Annotated in this window: 15 protein-coding genes; 4 read left to right on the top strand and 11 right to left on the bottom strand. The window is 58.2% G+C overall.

Features of this window, described 5'->3' with window-relative positions; all coding sequences use genetic code 11:
* Nucleotides 1-12: 12 nt before the first annotated feature.
* The 3 genes from ACR0J7_RS14225 to ACR0J7_RS14215 all read right to left on the bottom strand — a co-directional run bounded on the left by ACR0J7_RS14225 (nt 13) and on the right by ACR0J7_RS14215 (nt 5,570).
* A complete protein-coding gene (locus tag ACR0J7_RS14225; protein WP_480900449.1) occupies nt 13-2,937 on the bottom strand; it encodes a DNA translocase FtsK in 2,925 nt (974 codons plus the stop codon).
* A gap of 14 nt (nt 2,938-2,951) precedes the next feature.
* A complete protein-coding gene (locus tag ACR0J7_RS14220) occupies nt 2,952-4,133 on the bottom strand; it encodes an aminotransferase class I/II-fold pyridoxal phosphate-dependent enzyme (protein WP_480914667.1) in 1,182 nt (393 codons plus the stop codon).
* A 108-nt stretch (nt 4,134-4,241) separates the two neighbouring features.
* Complete coding sequence (locus tag ACR0J7_RS14215; protein WP_480484104.1) at nt 4,242-5,570, bottom strand: amidase; 1,329 nt, start codon at nt 5,568-5,570, stop codon at nt 4,242-4,244.
* Nucleotides 5,571-5,658: 88 nt separating this feature from the next.
* On the opposite strand from ACR0J7_RS14215, the gene ACR0J7_RS14210 reads away from it, so the two are divergent.
* Nucleotides 5,659-6,885: an FAD-dependent monooxygenase gene (locus tag ACR0J7_RS14210; RefSeq protein WP_480914666.1), complete on the top strand. Its 1,227-nt coding sequence runs from the start codon at nt 5,659-5,661 to the stop codon at nt 6,883-6,885.
* Here the strand turns inward: ACR0J7_RS14210 and ACR0J7_RS14205 are convergent.
* The 6 genes from ACR0J7_RS14205 to ACR0J7_RS14180 form a co-directional block, all read right to left on the bottom strand.
* Nucleotides 6,882-7,067, bottom strand: a complete 186-nt coding sequence (locus tag ACR0J7_RS14205) for a Trm112 family protein (protein ID WP_209504973.1) — start codon at nt 7,065-7,067, stop codon at nt 6,882-6,884. The genes ACR0J7_RS14210 and ACR0J7_RS14205 overlap by 4 nt on opposite strands.
* Nucleotides 7,064-7,705, bottom strand: coding sequence for an LON peptidase substrate-binding domain-containing protein (locus ACR0J7_RS14200; protein ID WP_267364324.1), 642 nt, complete (start codon nt 7,703-7,705; stop codon nt 7,064-7,066). Before ACR0J7_RS14200 ends, ACR0J7_RS14205 begins: the two co-directional genes overlap by 4 nt.
* Nucleotides 7,706-7,731: 26 nt before the next feature.
* The gene (trxA, locus tag ACR0J7_RS14195; protein ID WP_480914663.1) at nt 7,732-8,646 is read right to left on the bottom strand and encodes a thioredoxin; all 915 of its coding nucleotides are present in this window, start codon (nt 8,644-8,646) and stop codon (nt 7,732-7,734) included.
* Nucleotides 8,647-8,721: 75 nt separating this feature from the next.
* Nucleotides 8,722-9,510 carry an exodeoxyribonuclease III gene (locus tag ACR0J7_RS14190; RefSeq protein WP_267364327.1) on the bottom strand — a complete coding sequence of 263 codons (789 nt, stop codon included), beginning with the start codon at nt 9,508-9,510 and terminating at the stop codon, nt 8,722-8,724.
* 74 nt (nt 9,511-9,584) lie between these two features.
* A complete protein-coding gene (locus ACR0J7_RS14185) occupies nt 9,585-9,977 on the bottom strand; it encodes a GFA family protein (RefSeq protein WP_267364337.1) in 393 nt (130 codons plus the stop codon).
* 238 nt (nt 9,978-10,215) lie between these two features.
* Nucleotides 10,216-10,902 (bottom strand): response regulator transcription factor, encoded by a 687-nt coding sequence (locus tag ACR0J7_RS14180; RefSeq protein WP_171724917.1) that lies wholly within the window; start codon nt 10,900-10,902, stop codon nt 10,216-10,218.
* A 162-nt stretch (nt 10,903-11,064) separates the two neighbouring features.
* On the opposite strand from ACR0J7_RS14180, the gene ribA reads away from it, so the two are divergent.
* Both ribA and ACR0J7_RS14170 read left to right on the top strand, forming a co-directional pair.
* On the top strand, nt 11,065-12,156 hold the full coding sequence (ribA, locus tag ACR0J7_RS14175) for a GTP cyclohydrolase II (protein WP_480539617.1): 1,092 nt from the start codon (nt 11,065-11,067) through the stop codon (nt 12,154-12,156).
* Entirely contained in the window at nt 12,153-12,653 is a 501-nt protein-coding gene (locus tag ACR0J7_RS14170) for a L,D-transpeptidase family protein (RefSeq protein ID WP_480484110.1), read from the top strand. The genes ribA and ACR0J7_RS14170 overlap by 4 nt, the downstream gene beginning before the upstream one ends.
* On the opposite strand, the gene ACR0J7_RS14165 is transcribed toward ACR0J7_RS14170, so the two are convergent.
* Together ACR0J7_RS14165 and ACR0J7_RS14160 are read right to left on the bottom strand one after the other, a co-directional pair.
* Nucleotides 12,637-13,296, bottom strand: coding sequence for a YggS family pyridoxal phosphate-dependent enzyme (locus tag ACR0J7_RS14165; RefSeq protein WP_480914661.1), 660 nt, complete (start codon nt 13,294-13,296; stop codon nt 12,637-12,639). The genes ACR0J7_RS14170 and ACR0J7_RS14165 overlap by 17 nt on opposite strands.
* 99 nt (nt 13,297-13,395) lie before the next feature.
* Entirely contained in the window at nt 13,396-14,415 is a 1,020-nt protein-coding gene (locus ACR0J7_RS14160; RefSeq protein ID WP_480484112.1) for a porin, read from the bottom strand.
* 281 nt (nt 14,416-14,696) lie between these two features.
* On the opposite strand from ACR0J7_RS14160, the gene ACR0J7_RS14155 reads away from it, so the two are divergent.
* A complete protein-coding gene (locus ACR0J7_RS14155; RefSeq protein WP_480484184.1) occupies nt 14,697-15,182 on the top strand; it encodes a DUF3576 domain-containing protein in 486 nt (161 codons plus the stop codon).
* Nucleotides 15,183-15,196: the final 14 nt, after the last annotated feature.

Raw genomic sequence — 15,196 nt, 5'->3', positions numbered from 1 at the left:
TTATTAAATATCCTATTGCTCGGGGACGAGGATTTCGCGTTTCCCGACATGATTTGCTGACGAAACAACACCTTCGTCTTCCATTTGTTCAACAAGACGCGCCGCCTTGTTATACCCGATGGCGAGTTTTCGCTGAATATAAGAGGTCGAGCATTTGCGATCCTTGATCACAATTGCCACCGCCTGATCGTACAGCGCGTCCTCTCCGTTCGTGTTGCCGCCAGTGTTCAGCCCCAGAACGGCGTCAATGTTGTCGACCTTGTCCTCGGCCGGGCCGTCCAGAACGCTGCCCACGTAATCGGGCGGACCGTATTGTTTGAGGTGGTTGACGATTTCCTCGACCTCTTCATCCGACACAAACGGTCCGTGGCAACGGGTAATTTTGGCGCCACCGGCCATGTAAAGCATGTCGCCCTGCCCCAGCAGTTGTTCGGCGCCCATCTCGCCCAGAATGGTGCGGCTGTCGACTTTCGACGTCACTTGGAACGAAATCCGCGTAGGGAAGTTAGCCTTGATCGTGCCGGTAATCACGTCAACCGAGGGGCGCTGCGTGGCCATGATCAGGTGAATGCCCGAGGCCCGTGCCATTTGCGCCAGACGCTGGATACAGGCTTCGATTTCCTTGCCCGCGACCATCATCAGATCGGCCATCTCATCGACGATGACGACGATATAGGGCATCGCTTCGGGCGCGAATTGTTCCGTCTCGAACGTTGGTTCACCGGTTTCATCGTCAAACCCGGTCTGCACCGTGCGGCTGAACAACTCGCCCTTGGCCAGCGCATCTTTCACCCGGCCGTTGTAGCCCGCGATGTTGCGCACACCCATCTTGGACATCTTGCGATAGCGGTCTTCCATTTCGCCCACGACCCATTTCAGGGCGACAACCGCCTTCTTTGGATCGGTCACAACGGGTGACAGCAGATGCGGGATGCCATCGTAAACCGACAGTTCCAGCATCTTGGGGTCGATCATGATCAGGCGGCATTCATCCGGCGTCAGCTTGTAGAGCAGCGACAGGATCATCGTGTTGATCGCCACCGATTTACCCGAACCCGTGGTCCCGGCAATCAACAGGTGAGGCATCTTGGCCAAGTTCGCCACAACGGATTCACCGCCGATATCTTTGCCCAGCGCCAGCGGCAGCGCCTGATTGCCATCGCCAAAATCGCGGCTGGCCAGGATTTCCCGCAGAACCACCATCTCGCGGTTTTCGTTCGGCAGTTCGATCCCGATCACCGAGCGGCCCGGTAGGGTCGAAACCCGCGCCGACAGCGCCGACATCGAGCGCGCGATATCGTCCGCCAGACCGATCACACGGCTGGCTTTCAGGCCCGGGGCGGGCTCCAGCTCGTACATGGTCACGACCGGGCCGGGGCGTACGCTGACGATCTCACCCTTGACGCCGTAATCGTCCAGAACGTTTTCTAACATCCGTGCGTTTTCTTCCAAGGCCTCATCGCTCAGGTGATGGCGCTGGATACTGGCGGGGTTGGACAACAAGCCCAGAGGCGGAAGTTCGAAGTCAGAGTGCCGTTCCTCGAAGGACAATGCTGGTTGCGCTTCAGCCTGCGCACGACGAGACGGCAACGGTGTCCGGCGCACGGGCTGCGCCACCACAGGCTTGCGCGGTTCAGCCACCGGGATCTTCATCGCTTGACGCGGTTGCGGCGCGGCGTCGGTGACATCCTCGAAAACCGACTCATCATCGATATCCAACTCGGACGCGTAGTCGTATTGTTCTGTCCCGGCCTCATAACCGAACACAGCGGACTCTTGCGCCTCTGGCGTGTCACCAGCGGACACCTGCGGCTCGGGGCGCAGCCCATACGCTGTCATCGGCGGTTCGGGGGGCAGTTCGGACGAGGGATGCTGGTTCAGGATCAGCGGATCGGGACGGCGTCCACGACCTTTGGTCAGCGGCAGGTCGGGATCCGGCTCGGGTGTCATTTCGCCCACGGCAACCTTGCGATTTCGCACGGCGGCCGAGATTTTGGAGCGGATGCGATCTTCGCCGGGCATGTCGTCAAAGCCCGCGATCGGTTCAGGATCCACCAACTCAGGCTCGGGCATTGGATCAGGGCGCCGGATAAGTGACGGCATTCGTGCCAACAGGCCTGATTTGACCGGAGGTTCAGGGCGCCCCAATTCAGGTTCTTCAAAAACAGTGTCGGCATAGACCAGTTCGTCGTCAAACATCGCCTCAGCCGCTTCAGCGCGGGCGAGCTTGCGTTCTTCCCACTGCGCCCGCCGATCCCGCGCGGCTTGCGCGGCCGAGGCCGCACCACGCCCCATTAGCGTCATCAGCATGTCATAAGACATTACAAGGCCCAGGATGAAGGCGCGGAAGCCGCGTTTCACGTCGGCCTTGGTGAAGCCCAGCACAAAAACACCCAGCGTGGTCATGCCGACGGCCATGGCCAGCGACATCATTTTGACCAGAAAATGCGAAGAGATCGGCACTAGCGTCAGCAACGCGCCCATGACCGTGTCGCCGAACAAACCGCCCAAACCGTAGCTATGCGTTGCACGCCACTCGGCACCGGGAACAAGGGTTGCGGCATAGACCGAGGCTACAGCGATCCAGATCGGGGCAAAGATCAGGCGGGCAATGGCCCGGTCTTCACCGAAATGGCCCGCAAAACGCAGACCCCATCCGACCAGAACAAGCGCGATGCCCCAGCTTCCCCAGCCCACGATCATGAACAAGGGGGCTGCAATAGACGCGCCGACCCGTCCCATCCAGTTTTGCACCGGCGCGTCGGTCGAAACCATCCAATTAGGATCATCGGGCGTATAGGACCAGATCATCGCAGCCGCGGCCAAGCCCAACAGGATCAGCGCGATACCGATCAGTTCCTTACTGCGTCGCTCCAGGGCTGCCTGTGTTGTGCTGTCCAGCAATGGGTCGCGGTTTCGCGCGTTATATGATGCCATTTTGCCCTCGTACCTCACGTATAGATGCAGTCGCGGAGTGTGATCAAACCACGCTGCAACTCTGTTTTTGGGGCTACCAATGCAACCCGGATAAAGCTTTCGCCCGGGTTATTTCCCGGATCACCTTGTGAAAGATATGCGCCCGGAAGAACCCGAACCCCGGTATCCTTCCAAACCTTCAATGCTGCGTCCTCGCCGTTCTCGACCGGCAACCACAGAAAGAACCCGGCCTCTGGCGACATGTAACCTTGCACGCCCGCAAACACCTTATCGGCAATGGCGTATTTCTCCTGATAGAGCGCGCGGTTTTGCTCGACATGTGTCTCATCCGCCCAGACGCGCGCGGCGGCGGCTTGCAAAGGCAAAGGCAGTGGGGATCCGGCATAGGTGCGCAGTTTTTTCACCTGGCTGATGGACTTTGGTCCACCGGCAATCAGGCCCGAGCGCAAACCAGCCAGGTTCGAGCGTTTTGACAGGGAGTTAAACAGCGTGATCCGTTCGGGATCAGCCCCTAGTTCCTGCGCGACAGTCAGAACCCCCGTCGGGGCTTGGTCACGGTAAATCTCGGAATAGCATTCGTCGGCAAAGATCCGGAAATCATATGCCTCTGCCAGACGGATCAGGTCAGCCCAATAGTCGCGCGACGCGACTGCACCCTGCGGGTTGGCCGGGGAACAGATATAAGCCACCGCGGTTCGGTTCAGCACATCTTCGGGCAGGCCGGAATAATCCGGCAGATGACCCGTCGCGGCGGTTGCAGGGACAAAATAGGGTTGCGCACCCACCGAAATCGACGCGACCATGTAGACCTGATAAAACGGGTTCGGGCACAGGATGATCGGTTGTTTGCCGTTCTTCTGTTCCGGGCACAGCGCCATGGCCGCATTGTACAGCCCCTCACGTGTGCCGTTCAGCGCCATGACGTTGGCGTCAGGGTCCATTTCGACCCCGTAGCGCCGCTTGATCCAGCCCGTGATTGCGCCGCGCAGGTCTTCCGAGCCTTCGTTCGGCGGATAGCCCTGAAACCCGGCCGCGTTTTCCATGATGACATCCGTCACCCAGGCCGGAAAATCATGCGTGGGCGCGCCAATCGTCATATGAACGACGTCACCGCCCGGTTGATGGTGATCCAACAGGGCGCGCAAACGCGGGAATGCATATTCCGGTAGGTTCGAAAACCGCTCGGGAAAATCCATGTTACTGCCTCAATATCGGGGTCATTTGCGCCCCGTTTTTTTGGCAGATTACAGTCCGCATACCTCTTCGTCCAGACAAAGAGGTTCCGAATCAGTGGATTGTGGTATTCAGGCCAATGCCGATTCTGCCGCTGACCCCAACCGCAACAGGGCCTCTTCCGAGTTCGGATACCCCATCATCATCAGCCCGCAACTGGGCGTTCCGGTGGGCAGAGTCAGCGCTGCAAGCCCCATCAGGTTGCCGATCCGCGTATTGCGAAGGGCCAGCAGGTTTTCTGTCACGTAATAGTCGTGATCGGTCATCAACCGGTCCAGATTGGGCGGCAAAATCGGTGCTGTAGGTGCCAGAACCGCATCGAACCCGGCAGTTGCCGCATCCCAGGCACTACGGCACGCCTTGAGCTTGGCCCAGGCCGCGACATAATCGGGGCCGGAATAGCCCTTACCAATGCGAAACCGTTCCAGGATTTCGGGATACATTGCCCCTGGGTTGGCCTCGATCACATCGCGCCACAACCCATAGGCCTCGGTCGTGTAGACGACGCTGGACAGTGGCATCGCCTCGTTCAGCTCGGGCACGTCCAAGGGAACAATCTCAGCGCCTGCATCTGCAAGTTTCTCGATGGCCTCGTCATAAGCTTCTCGCGGTGCATCGCGCAGGTCGTCCTTGGCAATGTTCTGCAAATCGGCAAAGCGACGGCCTTTCAGCGAAGCACCCCTCAGGTCCGCAGGTGCCCCGCCTTCCAACAAGGCCAGCATATGTGCTGCATCTTCAACAGATCGCGCCAGTGGCCCAACAGTGTCAAACCGCAGACAGAGCGGCACCACACCTTCAAGGCTCAGCCGCCCGGCCGTGGTTTTCAACCCCACCAGATCATTCCATGCCGCTGGAATTCGCACCGAACCGCCGGTATCGGAACCGATCCCGCAGGCTGCCAGCCCCCAGGCAACCGACGCGCCCGCGCCAGATGAAGACCCACCCGGCACCGCCGTTTCATCATGGATACAAGGGGGCGTTTCGGTGATCGGGTTCAATCCAAGGCCGGAAAAGGCCAGCTCGCTCATATGCGTCTTACCCAGACAGACCGTTCCCATCTGGGTTGCGTTGCGTACCACAAGCGCATCCGCATCCGGCACCCGGTCTTTCAGAAGCGCCGACCCGGCCTCGGTCGCGGTGCCGGCAGTGTCGAACAGGTCTTTCCAGCTGATCGGAACCCCATCCAGCAACGATCGCCGCAATCCCATTTTCGCACGTTGCTGCGCGGCTTCGGCCTCGGCGCGGGCGCGGTCATGGGTGACGCGGGCATAGATGCGGTCGCGGTGCGGATGGGCGTCTATTGCGGACAGGTAGGTTTCCGTCAATTCAACCGGATCGATCTGGCCCATCCCAATGCCACGGCCCAAATCACACGCCGTCATGGTCAACCAATCCTGCATCCCGCCCCCTCCTGCTTTTTGGCTTGAAAGAACGGTAGCGACAGGACTGCACATGGACAATCCCGAAAGGGCGCGCATATTGCAGGGCATGACACAGGCATCTGACATTCTGATCGTGGGCGGCGGGTTGAACGGCCCGGCTTTGGCATTGGCTCTGGCACAAACCGGACATTCGGTCACAGTGATTGATGCGCTTGATGTGAAGGTCCGCAAGAATGCGGCGTTCGACGGGCGAGCCTATGCGCTGGCCTTGGCATCACAGCGCTTGTTGGCTGCCATCGGCGTCTGGGACCGTGTTGCGGAACACGCCCAACCGATGCTGGAAATCAAGGTCACGGACGGCCACGCAGGTACAGGCCCGTCACCGTTTTTCATGCATTTCGACCATGCCGAAATAGAAGAAGGTCCGATGGGGTATATGGTCGAAGACCGTCACCTGCGCCGCGCCTTTCTGGACGCTATAGCCGAAGAGCCCCGCATCACTCAGCTGAGTGGCAAGACTGTTGTGTCGCAACAAGCCGGCACCACTGGAGTGACCGTGACGCTGGACGATGGTTCGACGATGAACAGCAGACTGCTGATCGGGTGCGACGGTCGCCGCAGCGGCACTGCGGACCGCGCAGGTATCAAGCGCACCGGTTGGGATTATGGCCAGACCGCACTTGTCTGCGCCATTGAACACGAGCTGCCGCATCACGGCATTGCCCATCAGTTCTTTATGCCACCGGGCCCCTTGGCGATTCTGCCGCTGACCGGCAATCGCAGTTCCATTGTATGGAGCGAACGCACCGAGGCCGCGCACCGGATCAACGCCCTGCCCGAGGATGAGTATCTGCAAGTGCTACGCCCGCGGTTTGGCGATTTCCTCGGTGACATCCACCTGGCTGGTGATCGTTTCACCTATCCTTTGAACCTGACCATCGCCAATTCCTTTATCGCTGATCGTCTGGCACTGGTCGGGGATGCTGCCCACGGGATGCACCCGATTGCCGGTCAGGGCCTGAATGCCGGTTTGCGTGACGTCGGCGCGTTGGCAGAGGTTCTGACCTTGGCAGGACGGCGCGGCGAAGACATCGGATCGCTTATGGTGCTGGAACGCTATCAGGAATGGCGCAGGTTCGACACCGCAGCTCTTGCGATGGCAACGGATGTCTTCAACAAACTGTTCTCGAACGACAACCCGTTGCTGCGCATTGGGCGCGACGTTGGTATGGGAATTGTCGGCGCACTGCCGGGGTTGCGGCGCGGTTTCGTCCGCGAAGCAGCGGGTTTGACCGGGGATTTGCCCAAGCTGTTGCAAGGGCAGCCAATTTAGTCCAGCTGCCGTGCCTCGTCGACCAACATGACCGGAATGCCGTTGCGGATGGGAAAAGCCAGACCTGCGGCCTGTGACACAAGCTCCTGCCTTTCGGCGTCATAGCGCAGGGTCGTTTGCGTCTGCGGGCAGACCAGAGCTTCGAGCATGCGGCGATCAAAGGCGTGTTCAGGGTCAGTCATTGCAGTTTTTCCTCATTCGATCCGCCTCGCATTGCGAATTCTATCAATGTCATCAGCGTCTCGCGCCGTGTGCGCAGGCAAGGGGCCTCTAACAAGGCCTGTTTATCTTCCGGGTCAAAGTCCAGCAACATGGACAGCGAGTTCACCAGCAATTCATCCTCGGCGTCTTTCAGCGAAGCCCAATCGGTGGACAATTGCCGGGACGAAAAGAAGCGTTCCAGCAAAGCCAGGAACTTGGTGCGATTGAACCTGTCGTCGTGTTCGGCCTTGCCCAGATCCCTGTCAAAGCCGTCCCACGAAACTTCGCACCGCCGGTATGGCGTGAAAGCGTCCAACTCTGACACCACGCGGAACCGGGACACACCGGTCAGCGTGATCAGATAACGGCCATCTTCCGTTTCGGAAAACTGGGTCACGCGCCCGACACATCCGATGCGGTGCAGTTTGTTCTCATCATGGGCCGAAGGATTTGGCTGGACCATCGCGATCAGCCGTTCCTTGGTCTTGAGGGCATCGTCCAGCATCTGCAAATAGCGCGGCTCGAAGATGTGAAGCGGCAAGCGCGAGCGGGGCAACAACAGCGCCCCGGGCAAGGGGAAAACGGATACGGTGTCCGGCAAGTCGGCGGGATGCATCATGTCCCAATTCTAGCTCTGATCAGAAATTAGGCAAATATCATCGAGCTGAGTTTGCGGCGACCATTCAGAACGATCGGGTCATTGGGCTTGAGCGCGTCAAAGATCGTGAAAAGCTGGGTCTTAGCGGCCCCGTCATCCCACTCACGATCCCGGCGGAACAATTCCAGCAATTGCGCCACGGCTTCTTCCACTTCGCCGTTCGCGTGCAAGGCCTGCGCCAGGTCAAACCGGGCCTGAAGATTATCGGGATCAGCATCAACGGCCGCTGTCAGATCCGCCACCGGACCTGCATCAGCCGCCTGCTTGGCCAGCTGCAATTGCGCATGCGCAGCCTCGACCTCGGCCGAGTTGGATATTTCGGCGGGTGCACCGTTCAGGATGGCCTCGGCATGTTCCAGATCGCCAGTGGCGATATGTGCCCGCACCAGCCCGCCATATGCTGCCGCGTGGTTCGGGTCTTCGCCAAGAATGGCGGCAAAAGTCTGCGCAGCATCTGCCGCGGCGCCGTCGCTCAGCATTTCTTCGGCGGCAACTACGGCGTCATCCAATTGGCCGCCCGGGCTTTCCCCACCTGACGCCTCGATCACGCGATCCACGAAAGCCTTGATCTCGGACCCCGGCAGCGCGCCCTGAAAACCGTCCACAGGTTGCCCTTTAAAAAACGCATAGACCGTTGGAATCGACTGGATGCGCATTTGCGAGGCGATCATCTGTGCCTCGTCCACGTTGATCTTGACCATCTTCACCGCGCCTTTGGCGGCGGTAACAGCGTCTTCCAGCATCGGGCCCAGCGTCTTGCACGGGCCGCACCAGGGTGCCCAGAAGTCAACAATAACAGGCGTTTCCTGCGAGGCTTCGATCACATCGACCATGAAAGTGGCCTCGGTCCCGTCCTTGATCAGATCGGTGGCTGGGGCGGTTGCGCCGTTCAGGATGTCCATGGCAATCACTCTTTCGTTCGAACTTGCGCCCTATATGCAATCGCTTGTCGCAGAAACCAAGGGCAGAGTTTCAGTTCAAATGTCGAAAGTCGCAAAGACCGGCGCATGATCGCTGGGCTTTTCCCACCCACGCGCATCCCGCAGAATGCGACTGGAATGGCCCGCATTCGAAATATCGGGCGTGGCCCAGACATGATCCAGCCGCCGCCCCTTGTCTGCCGCATCCCAGTCGCGGGCCCGGTAGGACCACCAGCTGAAAAGCTGCCCTTCGGGAATATCCTGCCGGGTGATATCGACCCAACCACCTGCGTCCTGGGTCTCGGCCAGATGTTCCACTTCAATCGGAGTGTGCGAGACGACCTTGAGCAATTGTTTGTGCGACCAGACGTCATCCTCACGCGGGGCAATGTTCAGATCGCCGACGAGGATGGATTTTTCCGGCTTTTCCGCGTGGAACCAATCGCGCATGTCCGTCAGATAGTCGAGCTTTTGGCCAAATTTCTCATTCACTTCACGATCCGGCACATCACCGCCCGCGGGGACATAGAAGTTGTGGATCGTGACACCATTCTCCAGCCGCCCGGCTATGTGGCGCGCGTGGCCGAGATCAGCGAAATCCTTGTCGCCCACCTCTTCTATCGGCAGGCGGGACAGGATGGCGACGCCATTATATCCTTTCTGGCCACGGGCAATCATGTGGGTATAGCCCAGCGCCGCGAACCCTTCGGTCGGAATCTTTTCAACCGGAGACTTGCATTCCTGCAAACACAGAACATCCGGCGCCTCTTCTTCCAACAGTTTCAGCACGATTGGTTCGCGCAGTCGGACCGAGTTGATGTTCCAGGTGGCAAGGGTGAAGGGCATGGTCAGGGAATCCTCTGTCGCGGTTGGGCGGAGGTTAACGCGGTGGGGGATGGGGTACCATCAGAAAAGAAAATCTAGGACGGGTGGCTTTCATTTTGGGGGGCATCATCGCAAATCTCGTACCAGTCCGGTTTTTCCGAAACAAATTCGTGAAACTGAACTTTCTGCTCTAACCCGGTATCCAGTGCATTTGCTGCGATTGGAAAACTATCTGCTTCTGAAATGATTTCGCCCAAAGATGTCCCGCATTTCGTGCAGAAACACCTGCCGTATTTGTAGGGCGGATCGGGCTGGTGCAGCGTTACGTTTTCCCTGCCCCGAACCCACACCAAGTCTTCTTTGTTGACAAATACGACTGTGCTGGCCCCGGCTTTTCTGCATCTTGAGCAGTGGCAGGTTCCCATCACGGATGGTTGAGACTTCAGGTTAAACTTCACCGCCCCGCACAAACAGCTTCCTTCAATCATCACGCGCTCCTCCAACCTTTCGCGAGAAATAGAACATTACAGGAACATTCAGGGTTTCGCAACGCCTGTGACGGTACAGGCGGCACATGATTTCGTCCTTCGGAAAAGAAAAAAGCCGGGCCATTCGGCCCGGCAGTCCAACAGGGAGGTGCATGTCATAACCCGGACATGCGCGGGTTGGGAGTAACCTAATTATGAGTACAGGGTATCACTTTGATCCAAGTCAATCCACACCCAGTTAAGACACCAGCCTATATCCACCGGATTCTGTGACCAAAAGGCGCGCATTTGACGGATCGGGCTCAATCTTCTGACGCAGGCGGTAGATGTGGGTTTCCAGCGTGTGCGTTGTAACACCAGCATTATATCCCCAAACTTCGTGAAGCAGCACATCCCGCGCCACCACGCCGTCGGTCGAGCGGTACAGGAATTTGAGGATGTTGGTTTCCTTCTCGGTCAGGCGGATTTTTCTGTCCTCTTCCGTGATCAGCATCTTCATCGCCGGTTTGAACGTATAGGGGCCAAGTACAAATACTGCGTCCTCGGATTGTTCATGCTGGCGAAGCTGCGCACGGATACGTGCCAGAAGCACCGGGAACTTGAATGGTTTCGAAACATAGTCATTCGCGCCGGCATCCAGGCCCAGGATCGTATCGGCATCGCTGTCATGACCGGTCAGCATCAGGATCGGGCTTTTGACACCCTGTTTGCGCATGAGGCGGCACAGTTCGCGCCCGTCGGTATCCGGCAGACCCACATCAAGAATGACCAGGTCATAGATCGCTTCGCGCGCGCGCTCCATGGCAGAGTGACCGTCTGACGCCTCAAACACGTCAAAGTCTTCGGTCATGACAAGTTGCTCGCTGAGCGCCTCGCGCAGGTCCTCGTCATCGTCCACCAGCAGGATTTTCTTGAGTTGAGCCATTTCCCGGTCCTCCAAACGCTTTTCCATCACTTGCGCGTGGAATATGCAATCAACAAGATTTGCTGCAACCGTTTCACGCCTTCGTGTCAGAGTTCGCGGAAATGTTTCACATTTCCTTTCGAAAGGGCTAGGAGAAAGATTGAGCGTTATAGGGTAACATTGATGAGTCTCATCCCCGATATCACGGAACTTCTCGCCCGGGCCCGGGCCGATCTGCGCATGGGCGTTCCCGTTGCGCTGACCGATGACAGTGGCTTCAGCGTGCTTGCGGTTTCTGCCGAAACGCTCAGCCCGCAGCGTCTGGCCGACCTGAAAAAACTAGGGAATCCGGTGGTGGCCATAACTGGGCGACGCGCTGAAACCCTGAAAGCGCGGGCGTACGACGGGGATCTGGCGCGGGTTTCGATCCCGGCGGATGCAGATATCGCGTGGGTACAGGCGGTTGCTGATCCTTCCGACGATCTGAACGCGCCCATGAAGGGCCCGTTGATGACCGAGCGGCACGGCAATGCCAATCTGCACCGTATCGCAATAGCATTGGCCAAATCCGCGCGCATCCTTCCCGCTGTGGTCGTGGTACCTGTCGAGGACGGCAGGGCATTTGCCGCTTTGCACGGTTTGACCTGCATTGATCACACGCGCGCCACGCCTCATCTGGCGGATCGCAGTACTTTGCACGAAGTCGTCGCGGCCCGCCTTCCGATGGAGGTGTCCGAAGCCGGTCGGTTACACGTCTTCCGACCTGAAGACGGTGGTGAAGAGCACTATGCCGTCGAGATCGGTCGCCCGGACCGCGACAAGCCTGTGCTGGCCCGATTGCATTCTGCCTGTTTCACCGGCGATCTGATGGGAAGCCTGAAATGTGACTGCGGCCCGCAACTCCGCGGTGCCCTGGCACAGATGGGGGCAGAAGGTGCAGGCGTTCTTCTGTATCTGAATCAGGAAGGGCGCGGTATCGGTCTGGCGAACAAGATGCGCGCTTATTTCCTTCAGGATCAGGGTTTTGACACCGTTGAGGCGAACCACAGGCTGGGTTTTGAGGATGATGAGCGTGATTTTCGGCTTGGGTCGGACATATTGAAATCGCTGGGTTTCAACTCTGTCCGCTTGCTGACCAACAACCCGGCCAAAATCGCCATGATGGAACGGACAGGTATCGCAGTAACCGAGCGTGTCCCTCTGAAGGTTGGCGAAACCTCTCACAACCGGGGATACCTGGCGACCAAGGCCAAGAAGTCAGGGCATCTGCTTTGACCCCAAACGATCTTGTTCTAACTCCACGAGGCATCCGGTTTCTTGGCAGGGTGTTCCCCTGTTCCGTGGGCAAAGGCGGGTTGAGCAACGCAAAACGCGAAGGCGATGGCGCGACCCCCACCGGATATCATCGAATCGTCGGCATGCTATACCGGGCCGACCGAATGGCCGCCCCCAGCAAATGGGCCCGTGCCATTGGCCCACGAGACTTGTGGTCTGACGACGTGTCTGAAAGCAGATACAACCACATGGTCAGCGCACCCTATGCATTCAGCCATGAAAAGTTGCGCCGCGCCGACCCCTTATACGACCTGATTCTGTTAACCGACTGGAACTGGCCAAACGCCGTTCCGGGCAGGGGATCGGCAATTTTTCTGCACCAATGGCGCAGACCCGGCTATCCAACCGAAGGCTGCGTTGCCTTTCGCCGGGACCATCTGCACTGGATATCACAGCGCATTGCCCCCGGATCATGGCTGATCATTCCTGAGGTTTAACCCGTTCGCCAAAGATGGCCGAGCCAACACGGACGTGGGTTGCGCCCAAAGCGATGGCCTGTTCGAAATCGTGACTCATCCCCATAGACAATCCATCAAGCCCGTTACGTGCAGCGATTTTGGCCAATAGCGCAAAGTGCAAAGTAGGCTCCTCATCGACCGGAGGAATGCACATCAATCCACGCACGGGCAGATCCAACGACCTGCACTCGGCAATGAAACTGTCCGCGTCCACAGGAAGGATACCGGCCTTTTGGTCTTCCTCGCCGGTGTTGACCTGAATGAACAGGTTCGGGCAGTTTCCCATTTCCTGTGCCAAACGCGCCAGTGTCTTGGCCAGTTTGGGTCGATCTACCGAATGGATCGCATTGCACAGTTCCATTGCGTGACGAGCCTTGTTGGTCTGCAACGGGCCAATGAGGTGCAGATCAATACCCTCGAACTGTTCTTTGAAAGCGGGCCACTTGCTTGCTGCTTCCTGCACGCGATTCTCGCCAAAACATCTGTGCCCTTGCTCTAGAACTGCCTGCACCCTGTCATTCGGCTGCACTTTGGACACGGCAATCAGTTTGACGGAACCTGCCGGTCGGTTCGACTTGGCTTCGGCTTTGGCGATACGTGCGGTGACGTCTTGCAACGACATGGGACCCTCATCCTGTTTTGCGCAGAAAAACACCAAGTCGACACAAAAGAAAAGGGCGAGTCCGAAGACCCGCCCTTAAACCTTGCGGTTCAGATCAGCTTAGAAGTTGAACTGAGCACCGAAGTCAGCAACGAAGGTCGAGTCTGTGCAGCTGTCACAGTCGTTGACACCGATACCACCGCGCAGCGATGCACCGCCGCCCAGGTCGTAGATCGCGCCAAGAGCAACCTGCTGAGTATCAGCAGATGCGTTACCGTCGCCGTAAGCGAAGATCAGGGTTGTTGCGGCGCCAACGTTGTAGGTTGCCGACAGACCCCATGCGGTGCCGTCAGTTGCTGCAACCTGAGTTGCGTCGTCTGCAACAAACAGAGTACCGCCGAAGTCACCCCATTCACCACCCAGGGTCAGAACGGTCAGGCTCGGATCGCTTACACCAGCAACACCAGCGTCGGTCTGGCCGTAGGCCAAAGCAGCTGTGATGTTGTTGAAGGTGTAGGTTGCGCTGATGTCCCAACGGTCTGCGTCCATAGGCACGCCGTTCAGAGCTACAGTCGCTTGGTCGTACGATGCACCAAACGAGAAGTCACCAACCGAGTACTGGAAGAACACGGCGTTCGAACCCGAACCGGTCGAAGTGTAGCCCAGGAAGTTGTAGTTAACACCCGAGTACTGACCAGCGAACAGCTCAAGACCAACTTCGTTGCCGTAGTAGTTTGCCAGGTTGTCGAAGGCACCTGCAACGTTACCGGCGTCAACACGCAGGCCACCGTAGATGACCGAGAAGCGTGCACCGTTCAGACCAGCGCGGTTTGCTTCGCCGTTGCCGCTGTTTTCGTCAGCTTGCAGACGAACGCGGCCTTCGAAACGAACGCCACCGTCGGTTTCTGCAGAACCGTCGATGTTCAGACGGAAGCGCGAAACCAGGATCGCGTCGTCAGTTTGAACAACAGCCGTACCAACGCCTGGCGCGGTACCGGTTGTCTGGACGTTTACAACGGTACCGCTACGATCTTCAACGTAACCAATACCAAAGCGGCCATAACCGCTGAAGTTAACTTCAGCTGCTGCAACGCCTGCGGTCGCAATCAGCGCCGTCGATGCGAAGAGAACTTTTTTCATCTTGTTTCCCTCGGTTTCAAAAGAGTTATCTACTCGACATATGCCTCGGCACATGTCTCAGCACGGACACCGTTTCGCTCTTTTTGCCCCCTTTGCGCAAGCTTGGCATAAAGACGTCGGCGTCATTGAGGTCAAATTGGTGCAAGGATGCCACAGTCAGTTTTCGCCCCGATGCAGCTGATACACTTACATTTCAGAAGAATGGGCTTGTTGCAGCGGGGGTCCTTGGCTAGGAGTATCCCCTGAATACTGTAGAACAAGTGAAACAGGACCTGTTTGCAATGCGCCTGCCGACGATTTTGGGAATGATCCTGCTGACCGCTGCTCTTTCGGCATGTGGGCAGAATCGAAACGCTTCGACAACATACTCCCCCAACATCGCTGGCGGCAATTCGGACGAACAAGAGCTGAATGACCCCGATCGGGCAACTATCTGGGATATCTTTGACCGCAGCACCGCCGAGCAGACCACAAACGTAAACCGGTATCTGTGGGCGGCTTCACTGGATGTACTGAGCTTCCTGCCCGTGCAGGAGGTTGATCCGTTTACTGGCGTAATCGTAACGGGTTACGGCACACCTCCGGGCGGCGGCCGATCCTACCGGGCTACCGTTCATATCAGCGATCCGGCGCTTGCCGCGCGCTCGTTGTCGGTAGCGCTTCAATCGAGCGGAGGGGCCCCGGTGAGTGCGGCAACATCCCGCGCAGTCGAGGATGCGATTCTGTCGCGCGCCCGACAGCTACGCATAGCGGACAACAAGTTCTAGCAACCCGCCGAAAA

It is taken from the genome of Ruegeria sp. O4 (assembly GCF_056535125.1).
Note: the sequence above shows the minus strand (reverse complement) of the source record. Positions and strands in the feature narration are given on the sequence as shown.